The organism is Taurinivorans muris (assembly GCF_025232395.1).
GTDB lineage: Bacteria > Desulfobacterota > Desulfovibrionia > Desulfovibrionales > Desulfovibrionaceae > Taurinivorans > Taurinivorans muris.
The window spans coordinates 428,823-446,495 of the sequence record NZ_CP065938.1; the positions used below are offsets into that span (position 1 = coordinate 428,823).

A 17,673-nucleotide genomic window follows, 5' to 3' on the forward strand; every position below is an offset into this window, starting at 1 on the left:
ATTTTTTATTCCCTTATTTATCAAACCATTTTTGCGCCAATTTGACGAGTACGTCCATATCGCCGCCTGCCGCAACGTTCAGAAAAGAGCGATATTGCCTGACAATATCCTGGCTGTAAGGATTGGCTTCAAAAATTCCCGTAAAAAGCGTCCCGTCTTCTTGTATGCTCGCCCTGCCGGCTTCAAGGCGGCGCATGAAAGAAGGAGTTAAAAATTCCTTTATTTCCGGCATATTGGCTGTCATGGCGAAGTAGGCGACATTGGTGACGAAGTTTAAGCCTTGCAGTGCCGCCATTGCCTTATCGTGTTCTTCCGCTTTCGCATAAAAAGGTTCGCAGCCGATTTGTTTAAAAAGTTCATAGACAGTATCTTTGATTTTTTGTTTTTCAGTATCCATAGTTTTGAAATACGAACCCAAGCAAAGGCAAATCTTCTTATAATCCAATGAGCGCGGACCGAACAGGGGGTGTGTGCCGATAACCGGTCCTCCGTAATGTTTTTCCATGCTTTTTATGGGGAGGACTTTTACGCTTGTGACGTCCATTAAAATACAGGAGCAGGGAATATGTCCTTCGATTTTTTCGCACATTTCCTCCATGGTTTTGGCAGGAATGCAAAAAAGAATGATTTCAGTATTTCTTATGCTTTTAAAAAGCTCCGTATCGTCGTATGGAATGTCAATTCCGTTGACAAAATGTCCGGCTTCTTGAAAGCGCTTGAAAAATGTCCCCCCCATTTTTCCGTTATGTCCGATTATTGTGATATGCATATTGTTTTCCAAACATCAAAAAATTCAGGAAATGATTTCGTAATTGCCATAGGGTTGTCAAACGCGGTTTTTATCCCCTTTAAATTGAGCAGGCTTAAACTCATCACAATCCTATGGTCGCCATAGCTTGCGAATTGTATTTCTTCCGCAATATTTTTCAGGTTCGGATTTCCTTTGACAATCAAATAGTCGGTGTATTCGACAGTTTCAATTCCGATTTTTTGAAGTTCCAGCGCCATGGCGTGCAGTCTGTCGCATTCTTTTATGCGCAAGTGGGCGATATTTTCAATTTTGGTTTCACCTTCTGCAAAAGCGGCGACAGCGGCGATAGTGGGCACTATGTCCGGGCAGTCCGCCATATCCACGGCAATGCCTTTTAATTTGCTTGGAAAGACTGTTATTTCGCCGTTATCTCCGTATTTCGTTTCAGCGCCCATTTTCGTAAGGATGTCAAGGAGCGCTTTGTCTGCTTGCAGACTGTCCTTATTCAGCCCGACGACCGTAACGGGCTTTTGCCCTAAAACCCCTGCGGCAAGCAGATAGGAAGCTCCAGACCAGTCGCCCTCAACTGTATATTTTCCGCTTTTATATGTGCCGCTGCCGGCAAAGGGACGGACACGGAAACGTATTTCATGGGGAATGATTTCCGTTATTTTCCTGTAATCGACGGGTTTCCATTTTATGGTTTCGTCCGTGCTGTTTTCTTTATCTTTAACGGAAATATCAAATCTCGCCCCGAATTTTTTCATGGTGTCAAGCGTTAAGCCTATATATGGCCAAGAAACAACATGCGTTCCGCCGATATAAATGGTCAGCGGCTCTTTGCAAAGCGGTGCCGCTAAAAGCAGCCCTGATAAATATTGACTTGATTCTTCAAGGCTGACGGTTATTTCTCCGCCGTTCAATCCCTTTGCTTTTAAAAGAAAGGGAGGATAGCCTTCTTTTTCGAATAGGAATTTCGCTCCCAACTCTTCAAGGGCGGCGGTGAGCGTTCCGATAGGGCGTTCGTGCATGCGTTTTGCCCCGTGGATATGGAAGAACCCTTGTCCGCTTGCTAAAATGGCTGTAAGGAGGCGGCAGGTCGTGCCCGATTCATGCACATTGCAGTCTGTCGCATGTTGCATGTCTTCACCACCTCTCGGCAATGCGCCGTTAATTTTGTATGTGCCTTTATCTATTTTTTCAAAGCGGGCACCGGCATTTGACAGAATTTCCATTGTTTGGAAAAGGTCTTGGCTTTCAAGAACATTTTCAACAACGGATTCGCCGTTTGCCAAACTTGCCCCCATGACCATGCGGTGTGAAACGGATTTTGAGGCCGGAGCGTGGACAATAATTGGGTTTTGTGTATTCATAAGGTATCCTTTGGCGATTTGTTAGGAGCAATGGTTTCGATTTTTGAAGATATTGTACCGTCACTGAGGTATAATTGCAAGGTATCGTTTATTTGCAAATCTTGGACGGATGTCACGGGTTTTTGTTCTTTTCCCGCAAGTTCGGCATAAACATATCCTTTTTCAAGAGGCTTACGGGGATTATTGCCTTCCAGAACAAGAGCCTTGGATTGCAGGAGAAATTCCTTATCCTGCAAATAAGCCGTAAAATTTTGCCGGAGTTGTTTTTGCAGTTTATGCAGTTTTTCTTCCTTTTCTTTTATGGTTGTGCGGGCATAACGATTAATTTCTTTATTTAATTGAAGTATTGAATGGAAAAGAACGGTGAAACCTGGCTCATGCCGTTTGATTTTTTGTTTGGCGATATAGAGTTTCGTTTGTTTGTTTTGAAAAAGGATTTGCAGAGCTTTTTGTAAACGCTGCGATACCGTCATGAGATGGTAGCTTTTTTCATTCAGCTTGTTTTTGGGGAAAATGAGTTCCAATTGTCTTTTAAGGAATGACAATTCTTTTTCATGATGCTTGAGAAGAGCGAGAAAAGAGGACCGCATGGCATATTCCAAATCATCGGTTTCCTGGATCAGGCTGTTTTTATCTTTCCATAAAAATTGGGCTGCATGGCTTGGGGTTGCGCAGCTTAAATCGCTGACATAGTCGGCAATGGAAAAATCCGGTTCATGCCCGATACCGGTAACGACAGGAATGGAGCAGGCAAAAATGGCTCGGGCGAGTTCTTCACTGTTGAACGCCCATAAATCCTGAATTGAGCCTCCGCCGCGAATGAAAACAATACAGTCCGCCTTTTTGCCGTTTGGAAAAATATGATTTTCAGCTTTTTGCAGGGCGCTGATAAGTTTGTTCGGGGCTTCGTCGCCTTGCACAAGGCTTGGAAAAATATGAATTGTACTTTTTATGCCCCGAGTTTGGGCTATTCTTAAAAAATCATGAATAACTGCGCCTGTGGGAGCCGTGATAAGGGCGATATTCTGTAATTTGCGGGGAATCGGTTTTTTGTGTTTCGTATCGAATAAACCTTCCGAAGAAAGTTTTTGTTTGAGTTTTTCAAAGGCTTCATGCAATTGCCCGATACCGTTTTCAAGGGCATGTTCAACGATGAGCTGATACTGTCCCCTTGCTCCGTAGACAGCCAGTTTCCCGGCACAGATGATTTCTTGTCCGTCACGCAGGCTTTGGGCAAGACTCGGTTTTTTTCCGTTTTCAAAACACTCTCCGGTCAGCGGGTCAAATGCCAGGTCTTGGTGGTAGCGTTTGAACCAAACACAATTTAAGAGTTCCTGTTCGTCTTTCAGGGAAAAATAAATATGCCCGGATGAGGCGAGCGTGCAGTTCGTCACTTCTCCTTTTATCCAAACATACGGAAAACGCGCTTCCAGAAGCTGGCTTAATTTGAAATTGAGTTCGTGAACGGTAAGTATTGTGTCCATGGCGCTAACTGTTGTTTTTTTTCCAAGTATAGCCTTGTTTTTTCCTGGAGTAAAGAAACAAAAATCCTTGTTAAAAGCGGAAACTTCCAACAAGGATTGCAAAAAGGGATTTTGGCGGTTTTATTTGATTGCCGCCGCGCCGGCTTTGGCAACGTTCATATCTTCCTGCACACTGCCGCCGCTGACGCCGATTGCGCCGATAATCATATTGTCACGGATAATAAGTTCGCCGCCACCGAAAACAACCAAACCGTCGTTGGTGACTTCAATGCCGTAAAGGGATTTGTCAGGCAATGATTCTTTGCCCAATGCCTCGGTGGACATATTGAAAAGGCGGGCGGTGATTGCTTTTTTGGTTGAAACGTCGATACTGCCCAAGAAAGCACCGTCTTGACGGAGAAAAGCCTTTAAGTTTCCGCCGGCGTCAACAACCGCGATATTCATGGGAACGCCTTGGTCAACAGCTTTCACAAGAGCGGCGTTAAGCACTTTTTGCGCTTCTTCCACGGTAATATCCTGAGGAAGTTGGGTGAGAGGCGCTTTAGCCATTGCACTTGTTGCCATGCAGAAAATAAAAGCCAATGTCAATACTAAATAACGCATAAAAACCTCCATTTTTACGGGCTGATACAATTCAGCTTTTTATACGGTCAATATAATTCTTTCTGAAAGCCATTACAAGAAAAAAATAATTTTTTTTGGAAATTTGTTAAGCCGTGAGGCTTGAATAATAGCTTTCCGCCAATTGCTGGAAGCGTTTTTGGTCCTGCGTGGTCAGAAGTTCCTCGATGTCTTCCGGTCTTATGCTTTGCGTATCATATTTGATTGTCACTGCTTGCGTAAAAAAATTGAATTTAATGTCAAGTACCGCTTTAGGCATGGAGCGCCCTTTAAATTCCGCAATAATGTTTTTTACAGCCGGGTCTGAAATGGCGGAGGCTTTCACTTTCAATGTTATCGTGCCTGCCTTATGTTCGCTGACTGACAAGTAGTTTCGCAAAGAAGCGAGGTTCTCAAAATTCATTTTCATCTCCTTATTTTATTGGAAAAAGCAAATCCGCAAGTTTTTGGAATTGTTTCGGACTGAGCGTTTCCGCGCGGCTTTCCTTAGGGATTTCCATTTGCTGCCAAATTGTTTCGGCATATTGGCTTGGAAAAGCTTTTTGAAAAATGCCGTGCAGCTGTTTCCTGCGTTGTTGAAACGCTGTTTTTATGAGTGTGGCGAGATATTCGGGATGTTTGGGCAATTCTTCTTCAGGCAGAGGTTTAAAAATAATGATTTCCGAGTCCACTTTTGGGGGAGGGGTGAAAGCGCTCGGACGGATGACAAACCCTTTTTCAACTTTGCAAAAGCTTTGTATCCAAGCGGATAACGCTCCGTATGTCTTATTGCCTTCTTTCGCCCGTATGCGTTCGGCGACTTCTTTTTGTATCATGAAAACGGCTTTGGATAATTTCGGAACTTGGCTCACAATATCCCACATGAGCGGAGAGGCGACATTATAGGGCAGATTGCCGATGATTTTCCAGTTTCCCCGTAAATCCCGCCACGGAAAGGTAAGCGCGTCCGTATGGAAAACCCGCATATGTCCGAGTTTGTTTTCTTCGGCGTATTGCGCGTGGTTTCGGGCAAAAACATCATCCTTTTCAAGCAGCCAAAGTTTTTGGCAGTCCAAAGCCCGTAAAATGGAAGTCAACGCTCCGGGACCCGGACCGATTTCCAAGATTTGATCGGCGGCGGAAAAATCGCCAAGCTCAATGATTTTATTGATAACACTTTCATTTTTCAGAAAATGTTGTCCCAAACTTTTTTTTGCTGGAATTTTTTCTGTGTTCATATTCAGCCCTAAAGGGTGTCATAGCGTAAAAATTGCATGCTCAGGCTTGCTCTGCCTTGCGTGGAGGAGCGCAAATTAGTGGCAAACCCGAAAAGTTCCTGCATGGGAGCCAAAGCGACAATGCTTTTTTGATTTTGTTTTTCAAAAAGCTGTTCAACCTTTGCTTTGCAAGTGTTCAAAAGGTTCATGACCGCACCGAGGTTTTCTTCCGGAACGGAAATTTCAAGTTTCATAATCGGATAGAGGGTGACGACTTTGGCTTGCGCGTACGCTTCACGCAAAGCGAAATGGAGCGCATTTTGTATACCCACCAAACTCGTGTTTTCATTTTCAAGGATATTTACAAGCGTAAATTCAATATCCGCAAGCGCCAATCCATTGTTGTTCCCGCTTTCCAAAATGCTGAGGCAGTAATCTTCAACTGTTTTTACCGTATCTTCTTTACTTATGTTTTTTTGTTTTTGGATAACGGTTTTCGCTTGTTCGGAAAGGCATATCGCATTGCCTTGTCCGCGTTCGCGCTTTCGCAGACTGATTTCGGCGTGTCCTTGGTGCAGTTTGTCGCCAAGCTCTCTTTCAAAACGGTAACTGGCTTGTATCGGCTCTGAATTATTGATACTTTCTTTCAATATGACCTGAGGGTTGCCGATACGGGGTTTTATTTTGTATTCACGTTCGATGCGTTCCGCCAAAACGGACAAATGCAGCTCGCCCATGCCGGAAACAAGGCGGAAGCCTTCTTCATTGTTGACAAGAAGAGTCGGATCTTCGAGGGTGTATTGGGCGAGGGCATTGTCCAAAATATCGGCTTCTTCACTGTTTTTGGGTTCAAAAGCAAGAGAAATGACCGGTTGGTATTTGTTGAAATCCTCATAGGGTTCAAGGTTCGGGTCATTGGAAAGGGTGTGTCCCGTCTGCACGGTTTTCATTCCGATAACTCCAATCAAATCACCTGCATACGCTTCTTTCACCCGTTCATGATAATCCGCATGCAATTTATAGATATGGTCTATGCGTTCATGCTTTTGCAGATTGATATTATAGAGGGTGGAGTTTTCTTTCAAAATACCGTTATATATTCTTACAAAAGAAAATCTGTGATTATTTTCAAGCATTACTTTAAAGACGAGCGTTTTTACGGTATCGGGGTTGAATGCTTCCGATTTCAGCGGTTTCGCCTCAAGAGGGCTTGGCAGGTAATCGCAAATGGCGTCAAGCAATGGCTGAATGCCGCTGTTTTTTAATGCAGAGCCCATAAGAACGGGTGTTGCCAGTTTTGCAATGGCTATTTTACGTATGCTTTCTTTTATGTCTTCAATGCCATAGGTTTTGTTAAAATATTTTTCTAGAAAATCGTCGTCCAGTTCGGCGATTTCTTCCAGCAGTTTTTCCCTCCAAATCTCGGCTTCAATACGCTCTTCGCCTTCCAGAGGGGTATAGAGCACGGTTTCGCCTTGGTCTTCTTCCGAAAATTCAATTTTTTGCAAAGTCAGCAAATCGGCAAGTCCTGAAAAGTCTTGCCCTTGCCCCAAAGGAATTTGCAGGACAAGCGGTTTTGTCTGCAAACGTGTTTGCATGGAAGAAAGAACGGTTTCAAAATCAGCGCCTATTCTGTCTAATTTATTGATAAAGGCGAGTTTTGGTATTTGCAGGGCTTCCGATTGTTTCCATACTGTTTCCGACTGCGGTTCAACCCCGCCGACCGCGCAAAAAATCCCGACCGCCCCGTCAAGAACCTGTAAGGAGCGTTCGACTTCAATGGTGAAATCAACATGCCCGGGGGTATCGATAAGGTTGATATTGAAGTTTTTCCACTCGCAATGCGTGCTTGCCGCCGCAATTGTGATACCGCGTTCCTGTTCTTCCGGCATAAAGTCCATGGTCGCATTTCCGGTGTGGACTTCGCCCATGCGGTGAATTTTATGCGTATAATAAAGAATGCGCTCTGAAACCGTTGTTTTTCCAGCGTCAATGTGGGCGATAATGCCGATATTCCGTGTTGATTCAATATGTTCAATTATTTTCATGGATTACTCGCTTATTGGATAATTGCTTTCCAGGTTGCTGAAAATAATCGTATCGTTAAAAAAGTTTTGTGGCAATTGCGGGTGTGTAAAGCAAAATTCCATGCCCATTCCGTAGTTTTGCTCCGCTGTTTTTGTGCTGATGAAAGAAATATCATAGCTGTCTTTGCCGTGTTCAAAGCAGTGTTCAAGAATGTTTTGAAAATGTTTTCGGGCTGTTTGGGGCGAATTTTGTGTTTGATATGTGACTGCGGCGCTTTTGCCATAGGCGAGTTCAAGGAATTTTTTTTGAGATTTTTGGGCTATGATTTCAAGCGGAAGATTTTCCGTGAAAATATCTTTTTGTTTTAATGCAATAAAATCTTGGTTGTTTTCATTGCAGTTTATGAGTTTGACTTGTGAGCCGGCAATTTTTTGCATTTTTGCATAAAAATCATTCAATACCGCTTTATCCGGCAGATAATAGGAATTTTCTATTCCGCATAATTCCAGGCAATTGATAAAGAGACGAAACGTTTCTTCAGGCATGTTTTTATCAATGAACACGAAGCATTGCTGCACATTTGCACGTATGGACCGGCAGAGAAGGGAAAGGAATTTTGCGGGGGAATCGTATTTTTTATCAACAAGGAAAAGCAGGGCGGATATGTTTTGCTTTTTATATCCTTGGCAAAATCCGGAAGAAGAATGTTCCGTGAATTGTTCGCAGTTTTTTGGATACACGCTTTCGGAAAAATGAAAGGCTATGGCGGTTTTCAATAAACCGCGGATTTGGGCGGAACAGTTTTCATATTCATTTGCGCAAATTTCATCAGCGATTTTATACTGTTGAATGATAGATAATATGTTTTGCATAGTTTCTCCGTTGTTTCACTCCATTAATAACGGGTTGCATTAATTTTGTCCATGATATATTTTTTATTAAATTCGGGAGGCGTAATGTCCATTGCATTTTTAGTAACGATATTTTTGCTGATAAGCTATGCGGTCGCTTTTACGGCGATCGTTCACTGCCTGCTGCACAGCAAGTATCCGCAGGCGGCTCTTGCATGGTGCGGCGTTATCATCATGCTGCCGTTTTTAGGAGCGTTTTTTTATTTTGTTTTCGGAATCAACAGGATTGACAGCAAAGCGACGAAACTGTTCAACCAAGCGGTGGAAGCGCGGCGCCGGCACCTGGACAGCATACGGAAAAACCATTGGTCTTCCGTGCAGGCGAACCATACCCGTGAAGAATATCCCATTATGGGAATAGGAGAGCGGAGCCAAGGGCTTTCCTGCGTGGGAGGCAATACGTTCGAACCGCTTTTCAATGGGGACGAGGCTTATCCCAAAATGCTCGAAGCGATTGAAAACGCGGAGCATTATGTCTTCTTGAGCACGTATATCTTTAGCGGCAAAAGAAGCGGGGAGCGTTTTACCGAAGCTTTAATAAGGGCGCATAAACGCGGGGTTATGGTGCATGTTATTGTGGACGGACTGGGAACGTTTTGGGACTTTGCTTTTTTGCGCAGAAAATTGAAAAAAGCCGGTGTTCCGGTATATTCTTTCATTCCTTTTAAGCTTTTTCCTTTTCAAATGAGCATAAATCTGCGCAACCACAGAAAATTGCTTATTTGCGATTCCATCGCGTTCACGGGAGGCATGAATATAGCCGACGGCAATTTATTGAAATATCACCCCCGTGACAGCGTTCAGGATGTGCATTTCAAATGCACCGGACCTATCGTGACAGGGCTTAGGGAAGTTTTTTTGCTTGATCTCGCCTTTGTTACCGGCAAAGCGCAGGATATGACCTTTACGCCTTGTCCAGCCACAGGAACCATGGATGCGCGAATAGTTATGGACGGTCCGGGAAACAGCGACGATTTGATCATTAATCTTTTATGCGGCGTGTTCAGCTGTGCAAAAAAAGAAATTATCATTATCAATCCTTATTTTTTGCCTACGCGGGAAATCATCAGCGCGCTTATGAGCGCGGTAACGAGGGGTGTCAGGGTTCGGGTTATTTTGCCTGAAAAGTTGGACCATAATTTCGTAAGCTGGGCTGCTGACCACATTCTGCCAAGTTTGATACACGGAGGCATAGAAATGTATAAGCAGCCAAAACCCTTTGCCCATACGAAACTTATTCTTGTCGATGAAATATATACGTTTTTGGGGTCGACAAATTTTGACCCGAGAAGTTTGAAATTAAATTTTGAATTGAATTTGGAAGTATTCTCAGTGCAATTGAATTCTTATTTGAGGTTTTTTGCGGACAGCGTTCTTGCAAGTTCTAAAAAAATCGCTTATTCTGTATTTGAAGACGGCAAATTTCCTTTCTTGATATTTTTAAAACGATTGAGAAACGCCGCAATGTGGATATTCAGTCCTTATTTATAGAGGTATGTATGATATGTTTTTTTTCTCTGGGTTCAAATTTGGGTGACAAGGAAAGCAATTTGGCTAAAGCCATTGAGCACATTTGCAGGCATGGGCAAATCCGTTTTCTTGCGAAATCTTCCATTTATGAAACAGAGCCTCAAGGTGACAAAAATCAGGGGTGGTTTGCAAATCAGGTCATTGCGGTTGATTATGATTTTTCCGTGCCTCTTGATTTAGCCGTGGATAATCTTATGAATTACCTTTTGGGGATTGAAGCGGGAATGGGCAGAGTCCGAGATGAAAACAGGCGTTTTGGACCCAGAATAATTGATATAGATATTCTTTTAGTGGGAAATACGAAAATTTCGACAAATTTGGTCGAAGTTCCGCATCCGAAGGCTTTGGACCGGGCTTTTGTTTTGGTTCCTCTGCATGAAATCGCCCCCCACATCACCATTCATAATATCCATATCGAAGACGCATTGTCACAGCTTGATTATCGTCTTAAGGAAAATAAAATTTATCAAAGTTAATGAAGCGAGGATGGTATGATTTTTAAAATTTTGATTTTCGGTATCGCCGCGTATGCTCTTTATCGTTTATTTATGAACGATAAAAGAAAAAATATTGAAAAATCTGAAAATGATGAAGCAAAAAAAGTAGCAGACGGTATTTTGGTGCGCGACCCGGTTTGCGGTGTTTATGTGGAGAAAGAAAACAGCTTTTCCGTGCGGAACGGAGATGTTGTGGAATATTTTTGCAGTGACGACTGCAGGCAGAAGTATATCAAACAAGTTCAGGAACAGCAAAAAATCCAAGAATAGTTGTATTTTTTATAATGCTGTAATAAAGGTCCTATTCGTGTTACATGCTTCTTTAACTTCATTGCTGTAAAATTTATGCCGATACGTTGATTTATTGATGACCGACTTTAAAGACCTTATGGTATCAACAGTTTTGTTATATATGAAATAAATATCACCTGTTTTTCATAAGAGGCTGTCCTCCTTTGGCGTTGGTTGACGAACACATCGAAACATGCCAAGGGAGGACAGTCTTGTATCTAACAATTTTTTGTTCCGCCGGCTGTATCAGCCGGTGGTTTTTTATGCAGTCATGAAATAAGAATTTTTATCAGGTCCGGCTGGTGATTGTCAGTCTTTTTCATAAATGGCGCCGGTTGCGGCGGATGTTACAAGTTTTGCATAACGGCGCAAAATCGGAGTTTTGGCTTTCGGAGCAGGTGCTTGGTAATTTTTAGCCCGTTCTTCCAATTCTTCTTGGCTGACCAACAGCTTCAGACTGCGTGCTTCGATATCGAGTTTTATTTGGTCTCCGTTTTCAACAAGTCTGATTGGTCCGCCTTCGGCAGCTTCAGGGCTGATATGCCCGATAGAGGCGCCGCGGGTTGCTCCGGAAAAACGACCGTCAGTAATGAGCATGACATCTTTATCCAAGCCCATGCCTGCAATGGCGGAGGTTGGTCCGAGCATTTCACGCATTCCCGGACCTCCTTTGGGACCTTCAAAGCGAATGACCACGCAATCGCCTTTTTGAATTTTCCCTGTTAAAATGGCTTGCATGGCATCTTCTTCTTTATCGAAAACTTTGGCGGTAGTTGTTCTTGTGCGCATTTCGGCAGATACGGCGCTTTGCTTCACAACCGCACCAAGCGGAGCGATGTTGCCGCGTAAAATAGCGATGCCGCCTTGTTTGGAGTATGGATTGTCAACAGTGTGTATGACTTCCGTATCAAGGATTTTGATATTATTTTCCGTTATGTACTGTTGAACGGATTTTCCGGTGACCGTCAGTTCGCCGCCAAAGATAAGATTGTTTTTCAAAAGTTCGCTCATAACGGCGGGAACGCCGCCTGCTCTGTGCAAATCTTCCACAATATGATGTTTTCCTGCGGGGGAAAGTTTGCAGAGGTTTGGTGTGATACGGCTGACTTTATCAAAAATATCAAGGGTGAGCGGAAGGTTTGCTTCTGAAAAAACAGCGGGCAAATGTAAAACCGTATTGGTGCTGCCGCCGAGTGCCATATCAAGGGCGACCGCATTATGCACTGATTTTTCCGTAACAATATCGCGCGGGCAAATATTTTTTTCAACAAGAACCATGATTTGTTCGCCGGCTTCTTTGGCAAGGCGGATACGTGCCGCCGATGTCGCGGGAATGGTTCCGTTTCCGGGAAGTGCGAGCCCTATGGCTTCTGAAAGGCAGTTCATGGTATTGGCAGTGAACATGCCGGAACAGGAACCGCAGCCGGGGCAAGCGCTTTCTTCGATACGGGCAAGTTCTTCTTCAGCGATTTTTCCGGAATTGTATTTGCCGATAGCCTCAAAAACGCTGTTAAGGTCCGTTGCGTTCGGACCTGCCTGCATAGGACCGCCTGAAACGACAATGGCGGGAATATTCAAACGTAAGGCAGCCATGAGCATTCCCGGAACGACCTTATCGCAGTTAGGGATAAGCACAAGTCCGTCAAAGGGGTGCGCCATAGCCATAATTTCTATGGAATCGGCAATAAGATCGCGGGAAGGCAGGGAATAACGCATGCCTTCATGGTTCATGGCAATACCGTCGCAAACCGCAATGGCTGGAAATTCAATGGGAGTTCCGCCTGCGGCGCGTACGCCGGCCTTGACGGCTTCGGCGATTTTTCCAAGGTGGATATGTCCGGGAACTATTTCGTTCGCGGAATTGACAACCCCGATAAGAGGACGTTCGATTTCCTTTTTTGTAAGACCCAAGGCGGCAAGCAAAGAACGGTGGGCTGCACGTTCTTTTCCTTTTTTCATAATGTCGCTTCGCATAGTAAAAACCCCTGTAATTGGTTGAATAAATAAGGAAATCCTAAAGTCTTATTACATAAAAGGCACAAAATATACTTTTGTGCCTTTCGGGAACTGGACACCCAATAACAATCGTTACCGTTGCTTTCTTTCGAATCTGGCGGGGTTGGCGACGTTACTGCCGTCCAGTTTCCATTGCTTGAACTATAAAGAGCTATGCTTTATTTGTCAAGTTTTAGTTTAAAAGAAAAAAGCCTTATTTCTAAGGCTTTCAAAGTTTTTTACATAACTTATTCGGTTTTCGCACTTTCTTCGGCTGTATTTGCAATTGGCTGTGCGGCAGGCTGCTCTTGTTTGTCCGCATTTTGGTCAGGAAGCGCTTCCGGAGCCGGAGCTGTTTCAACAGGAATATCTTTTATTTCCGCAGGTACGGGATTTTCCGGAGCTGTTTCTTCAAATTGCACGTCAAGCACGGAAGAAACATTGTTTTTATTTGCAGTGAGAATATTATATCCGAGTGAGGTCACAACAAACATGACAGCTAAAAAAGCGGTGAGCTTAACCAAAATTCCGCCGGCGCCCTGACTGCCGAAAACGGAACTGTTTCCGCCTCCGCCGAAAATGACTCCCATTCCTTCACGTCCTGATTGCAAAAGAACAAGAACGATTAATATGATACATACCAAAATATGCAGAATTAAAATACCTGATTGCACAAACAGCTCCTTGCGGCGTCATTACACCTTTCATTTTATCACGGAAGATAATATTAACGCATATTGAAAATTTTGCAAGAAAAAAATGCAGCCGATAAAAATTATGCGCCGACGAAAATTATGCTTGGATAATTTTTGCGAAGCTTTCCGCTTTCAATGATGCGCCGCCGACCAAAAGCCCTTCCACATTGTCAAGTTCGAGAATTTCACGGGCGTTTTCGGGTTTTACGCTGCCGCCGTATAAAATCCTTGTTTGGGAAACAGATGTTCCGATAATATCTTTTAAAAGCTCGCGGATGATTGCGTGGGCTTCGATGATGTCTTCGGTTTGGGCGGTTTTTCCGGTGCCGATTGCCCAAACGGGTTCATAGGCGATAACAAGCCGTTCCGGACTGAGGGGCGTGGGAAGTTTTGCAAGGGTTTGGTTCAATTGGGTGGTAAGAACATCATAGAGTTTGCCGGCTTCCCGTTCTTCGAGTGTTTCACCGACGCAGGCGATGACATTGAGTCCGCTTGCCAGAGCGAAGCTTGTTTTTTGCCCGACAAGCGTATTTTCTTCTTTGATGATATGTCTGCGTTCGGAATGTCCGGTCAGGACCCAAGCCGCCCCTGCATCTAAAATCATGGACGGTGAAATTTCACCGGTAAAAGCACCGTCCTTGGCGGGATATACGTCTTGCGCCCCGAATTGCAGTACGGAGGAGGAAAGGGCATGGGTGCTCGCCTCCAAGCTTATAAAAGACGGGAATATGATGACTTCCCTTTTAGGGGGAAGGGAATTGTTTAAAAATGCTGACAGTTCTTTAATGGTTTCAGCGGCTTCTTTGGAGTTTTTATTCATTTTCCAGTTAGCTGCTATGATTTTATTCATACTATGCCTCCGAAGTGCAATATTGCGTAAATAGTATAGTATAGAAAAAAAAAGAATGCAATGCGATATTTTGGGCTTTAAACCTTTGACAGAGAAATGCCTAACGCTTATACTCGAATTTCGAGGTGTGTTATGCTTGAGCTTGGTTTAGAAAAGGCTGTTTCCGTTTTGAATGCCGAGGGAATTATTATTTATCCCACAGAAACGTTTTATGGCATAGGCTGTAAGATTTCTTCCGAAAAAGCTATTTCGTCTATTTTTCAAGCAAAAAAACGGCTGCTGGCTTTGCCGCTGCCCACTATTGTCAGCAATTTGGAACAGGTTTACGCTTTTACGCAATTATCAAGTGCCGTGCGAAGCGATGTTGAGGAATTGGCAAAACTTTTTTGGGCGGGACCGCTGACGCTTATTTTGCCTGCAAAGAAAAATGTTTCAGCCTTGCTTACCGGCGGAACGGGCACCCTTGCCGTGCGTTTGAGTTCGCATCCTGTTGCCGTCGCCCTTGCCGAGGGTGTTGGCGAGCCCATTGTTTCAAGCAGTGCGAATATCAGCGGAAAAGAGCCTGTTTCCGATTTCAGCGCCTTGGATGAGGAATTGTTAAAGCGGGTCAACGGTTATGTCAATTTACCGCCGAAACCGCAGGGGGGATTTGCTTCCACCATAATCAGCGTGCAGGGTGATAAGGAAATCAAAATATTGCGGCATGGGGCTGTTTCTCTTGAACAATTATCCGAACAAGGTTATAGGGCTATTTAGGTGCTGTTATGAAAAAATGTCCGATTTGCAAAAGTGATATTTCAAAATACGACAATCCTTATCCAACCGCTGATTGTATTATTTACGACGAGCAAAAAGGCATAGTGCTTATCGAAAGGAAAAATGAACCCCACGGTTTCGCTTTGCCCGGCGGTTTTGTGGAAACCGGAGAAAGCGTGGAACATGCCGCTGTCCGTGAGATGAAAGAAGAAACAGGACTTGATGTTGAGCTTATCGGCATTGTCGGGGTATATTCCAAGCCTGACCGTGACCCGCGTTTTCATACGCTTACTGTTACGTATGTGGCTAAAGCTAAAAATCCGGAGCAAATCATGGCGGGTGACGATGCTTCCAACGCCCATTTCAGAAAGCTTGAGGATATTCCGCACCTTTGTTTTGACCATGATACGGCAGTCGCCCATTTCAAAGAATATTTGCAGGGAAAAAGACCGCTGCTGCCTGTGGAATAACGGTATTTTTTGCTTTGGATTTTAAAGTGAAATCCCCTCAAAGCATGAAGTTTTGAGGGGATATTTTTATTTTCCGGCTAAAAAATTAACCGACTGTGTAGAAGTTGGCGGCAGGAGCTTTACATACCGGGCAGGCTTCAGTCATCGGGCCTTCATGGGTGTAGCCGCATACGGGGCAAATGTAGAAGTCTTTGTTTGAAAGTTCGTTGGCGGCAGCTTTTTGGTAAAGTTTTGCGTGAACTTCTTCAACAGCGTTGACAAATCCCATGTATTTAGCGACAGCGTTATTGCCTTCCGCTTCCGCGTCTTTGATCATTTCAGGATACATTTTTGTAAATTCATAGGTTTCACCGCTGATCGCGTCTTGAAGGTTAGCTGCGGTGTCACTGATTTTACCGGCATTGCGAAGGTGGGTATGGGCATGAATGGTTTCAGCTTCGGCAGCGGCGCGGAAAAGCTTGGCAACCATGGTAAGACCTTCTTTATCCGCTTGTTTCGCATAAGCAAGGTATTTACGGTTAGCTTGGGATTCACCGGCGAAAGCCGCCATTAAATTTTCTTGTGTTTTTGACATGATTTTTCTCCATATTTTGTTTCTTTGTTATTATCAGTAACAATTACTAATTAGCTTTTTTTCAGCGTTTTGTAAAGAAATTTTTTTAATTAAATAAGTTATTGATTATCAAGATGTTGCAGGTCAATTATTGCAATCTTTCCTTTTGCGGCATTGGTAAAAGCCTGAATAAAAGGTTCTGCGTTATTGCTTGGAAGATTGACGGTATACCGTATCGCTTCCAAAAAATCTTCCTGAATGATTTTCGCATCAAATAACGGCAAATGGTAGTGCAATAAATTGATATGCTCATATCCGCAGCTCAGCTGTATTTGACTATAAGGGATTTTGTCCGTGCACGGCAAAACTTCCAAGGCATGGGCGACCGAACCCTGATAGGCTTTCACAAGTCCGCCTGTACCAAGCTTTATTCCCCCGAAATACCGTGTCACCACCGCGACAATTTCACCAATATCGGAATGGAGAAGAATATTCAGCATGGGTTTTCCGGCTGTTCCGTGGGGTTCGCCATTGTCCGATTGCCCTATGCAGGCAGTGTCTTTTGGAGCGCCAACGGCGAAAGCATAGCAATTATGGGTTGCATCGGCAAATTCCTTGCAGATTTTATCGATAAAAATTTTTGCGCTTTCTTTTGAATTTGCATGTCCTATGCTTGTGATAAAGACGCTTTTTTTTATTTCTTCCTGTATTCTGAAACAATATTCGGAATTAAGAGGAAAAGGGCTTTTGTCATCAGAGAGTTTCAGATTCGGGATTTTATACAGTTCGCTTGCCATACCATAATCAAAGAAAAGCCCATTTCTGGGCTTTTGTTAAAAGGATGCCTGTTCCGGCTGAGGCGCTTCCATTTTTTCCGGGTTTTCAGCAGAAACAATCTTAATATTGAAATTTGCGGCATTTTGGGGCGGGTTATAAAAAATACACATGAACGGCGTGCTCGCGCCCGGCGCGATATTGGTATTTCTCTGCATGATGTCGAGATTGTTGTTGAGGGTTTGTTCCAATTCCTCTTCGTTCAATACCTGCAGTTGGAATAAGGAAAGGCTGGTTCCGGCAATTTGTTTTTTGTCGATGAGCAATTCGCCGGATTCGCTGTACAGCGAACATTCAACTTGAATGAAACCGCGCGGTTCGTCAAAACCGTTGACAACTTTCCCCTCAATAACGGTGAGTGTGCCGATTTTATCGTTGGGCATCGTATATTGGCGCAGCCCGTTTATCTGCAGCAATTTAACCTTTTGCGTCAACTCTTCGATACGTTTGTTTTCCGCTTCGATTTTTTCTTGAATTTTCGCCTCATCCTTGCTGAAATATTTTTCTTTTATCGGGTCAAGGTAATCGGTGAAAGACCATAATATGGAAATAAAGCAAATGGAAGCGAAAAATAAAATTGCAAAAATCCGTACAGCCAGACTTTTCTTTTTCACGGATTTATCATTTGCAAAAGGCGTGTCCAAATCTATGCGGGGTATTCCGGTGTTTGAAGGACCAGCTTCCTGGGGGCTTCCTTCTTCTCCCGCTTCAAGCTTATATTCTGTTTCACGGATGGCAAAAACCGTTTTGCAGATGGAACAGCGGAGTTTTTTGTCAATATCTTCCTGTTTGGGTAATTTAAAAACACTTTTGCAGTTTGGGCAGGTAACAAGCATGG

Annotated in this window: 19 protein-coding genes and 1 other RNA gene; 5 read left to right on the forward strand and 15 right to left on the reverse strand. The window is 43.7% G+C overall.

Annotated features, from left to right (window positions below; genetic code table 11):
- Positions 1-13 precede the first annotated feature (13 nt).
- From JBF11_RS01880 to JBF11_RS01915, 8 genes are all read right to left on the reverse strand, one after another.
- A complete protein-coding gene (locus tag JBF11_RS01880; protein WP_334315689.1) occupies positions 14-769 on the reverse strand; it encodes a prephenate dehydrogenase in 756 nt (251 codons plus the stop codon).
- Complete coding sequence (locus JBF11_RS01885) at positions 754-2,124, reverse strand: 3-phosphoshikimate 1-carboxyvinyltransferase (protein ID WP_334315690.1); 1,371 nt, start codon at positions 2,122-2,124, stop codon at positions 754-756. The genes JBF11_RS01880 and JBF11_RS01885 overlap by 16 nt, the downstream gene beginning before the upstream one ends.
- Positions 2,121-3,608 (reverse strand): exodeoxyribonuclease VII large subunit, encoded by a 1,488-nt coding sequence (xseA, locus tag JBF11_RS01890; protein ID WP_334315691.1) that lies wholly within the window; start codon positions 3,606-3,608, stop codon positions 2,121-2,123. The genes JBF11_RS01885 and xseA overlap by 4 nt, the downstream gene beginning before the upstream one ends.
- 120 nt (positions 3,609-3,728) lie before the next feature.
- Positions 3,729-4,211: a GlcG/HbpS family heme-binding protein gene (locus JBF11_RS01895; RefSeq protein ID WP_334315692.1), complete on the reverse strand. Its 483-nt coding sequence runs from the start codon at positions 4,209-4,211 to the stop codon at positions 3,729-3,731.
- A 106-nt stretch (positions 4,212-4,317) separates the two neighbouring features.
- Complete coding sequence (locus JBF11_RS01900) at positions 4,318-4,632, reverse strand: hypothetical protein (RefSeq protein ID WP_334315693.1); 315 nt, start codon at positions 4,630-4,632, stop codon at positions 4,318-4,320.
- A gap of 10 nt (positions 4,633-4,642) precedes the next feature.
- Complete coding sequence (gene rsmA, locus JBF11_RS01905) at positions 4,643-5,446, reverse strand: 16S rRNA (adenine(1518)-N(6)/adenine(1519)-N(6))-dimethyltransferase RsmA (protein WP_334315694.1); 804 nt, start codon at positions 5,444-5,446, stop codon at positions 4,643-4,645.
- Between the two features lie 8 nt (positions 5,447-5,454).
- Positions 5,455-7,473: an elongation factor G gene (locus tag JBF11_RS01910; RefSeq protein WP_334315695.1), complete on the reverse strand. Its 2,019-nt coding sequence runs from the start codon at positions 7,471-7,473 to the stop codon at positions 5,455-5,457.
- A gap of 3 nt (positions 7,474-7,476) precedes the next feature.
- Positions 7,477-8,325 carry a hypothetical protein gene (locus tag JBF11_RS01915; protein WP_334315696.1) on the reverse strand — a complete coding sequence of 283 codons (849 nt, stop codon included), beginning with the start codon at positions 8,323-8,325 and terminating at the stop codon, positions 7,477-7,479.
- A gap of 84 nt (positions 8,326-8,409) precedes the next feature.
- On the opposite strand from JBF11_RS01915, the gene JBF11_RS01920 reads away from it, so the two are divergent.
- The 3 genes from JBF11_RS01920 to JBF11_RS01930 are packed head-to-tail and all read left to right on the forward strand — an operon-like array spanning position 8,410 to position 10,661.
- The gene (locus tag JBF11_RS01920) at positions 8,410-9,855 is read left to right on the forward strand and encodes a phospholipase D-like domain-containing protein (RefSeq protein WP_334315697.1); all 1,446 of its coding nucleotides are present in this window, start codon (positions 8,410-8,412) and stop codon (positions 9,853-9,855) included.
- An 8-nt stretch (positions 9,856-9,863) separates the two neighbouring features.
- Entirely contained in the window at positions 9,864-10,370 is a 507-nt protein-coding gene (gene folK / locus JBF11_RS01925; RefSeq protein WP_334315698.1) for a 2-amino-4-hydroxy-6-hydroxymethyldihydropteridine diphosphokinase, read from the forward strand.
- Positions 10,371-10,385: 15 nt separating this feature from the next.
- Positions 10,386-10,661, forward strand: a complete 276-nt coding sequence (locus JBF11_RS01930) for a transcriptional regulator (protein WP_334315699.1) — start codon at positions 10,386-10,388, stop codon at positions 10,659-10,661.
- Between the two features lie 330 nt (positions 10,662-10,991).
- Here the strand turns inward: JBF11_RS01930 and ilvD are convergent, their stop codons facing one another.
- From ilvD to tpiA, 4 genes are all read right to left on the reverse strand, one after another.
- Positions 10,992-12,656: a dihydroxy-acid dehydratase gene (gene ilvD / locus JBF11_RS01935; protein WP_334315700.1), complete on the reverse strand. Its 1,665-nt coding sequence runs from the start codon at positions 12,654-12,656 to the stop codon at positions 10,992-10,994.
- Positions 12,657-12,737: 81 nt separating this feature from the next.
- Positions 12,738-12,833: signal recognition particle sRNA small type (gene ffs, locus JBF11_RS01940), an RNA gene on the reverse strand.
- 92 nt (positions 12,834-12,925) lie between these two features.
- Complete coding sequence (secG, locus tag JBF11_RS01945) at positions 12,926-13,351, reverse strand: preprotein translocase subunit SecG (protein WP_334315701.1); 426 nt, start codon at positions 13,349-13,351, stop codon at positions 12,926-12,928.
- A 118-nt stretch (positions 13,352-13,469) separates the two neighbouring features.
- Positions 13,470-14,222, reverse strand: a complete 753-nt coding sequence (tpiA, locus tag JBF11_RS01950) for a triose-phosphate isomerase (protein WP_334315702.1) — start codon at positions 14,220-14,222, stop codon at positions 13,470-13,472.
- 132 nt (positions 14,223-14,354) lie between these two features.
- Here tpiA and JBF11_RS01955 point away from each other — a divergent pair, with 132 nt between their 5' ends.
- Both JBF11_RS01955 and JBF11_RS01960 read left to right on the forward strand, forming a co-directional pair.
- Positions 14,355-14,978, forward strand: a complete 624-nt coding sequence (locus tag JBF11_RS01955; RefSeq protein WP_334315703.1) for an L-threonylcarbamoyladenylate synthase — start codon at positions 14,355-14,357, stop codon at positions 14,976-14,978.
- An 8-nt stretch (positions 14,979-14,986) separates the two neighbouring features.
- Entirely contained in the window at positions 14,987-15,448 is a 462-nt protein-coding gene (locus JBF11_RS01960) for an NUDIX domain-containing protein (protein WP_334315704.1), read from the forward strand.
- 85 nt (positions 15,449-15,533) lie between these two features.
- Here JBF11_RS01960 and JBF11_RS01965 read toward each other — a convergent pair whose 3' ends face one another.
- The 3 genes from JBF11_RS01965 to JBF11_RS01975 all read right to left on the reverse strand — a co-directional run bounded on the left by JBF11_RS01965 (position 15,534) and on the right by JBF11_RS01975 (position 17,671).
- Entirely contained in the window at positions 15,534-16,022 is a 489-nt protein-coding gene (locus JBF11_RS01965; protein WP_334315705.1) for a rubrerythrin family protein, read from the reverse strand.
- 98 nt (positions 16,023-16,120) lie between these two features.
- A complete protein-coding gene (locus JBF11_RS01970) occupies positions 16,121-16,798 on the reverse strand; it encodes a YigZ family protein (protein WP_334315706.1) in 678 nt (225 codons plus the stop codon).
- Positions 16,799-16,834: 36 nt separating this feature from the next.
- Positions 16,835-17,671, reverse strand: a complete 837-nt coding sequence (locus tag JBF11_RS01975) for a DUF3426 domain-containing protein (protein WP_334315707.1) — start codon at positions 17,669-17,671, stop codon at positions 16,835-16,837.
- Positions 17,672-17,673: the final 2 nt, after the last annotated feature.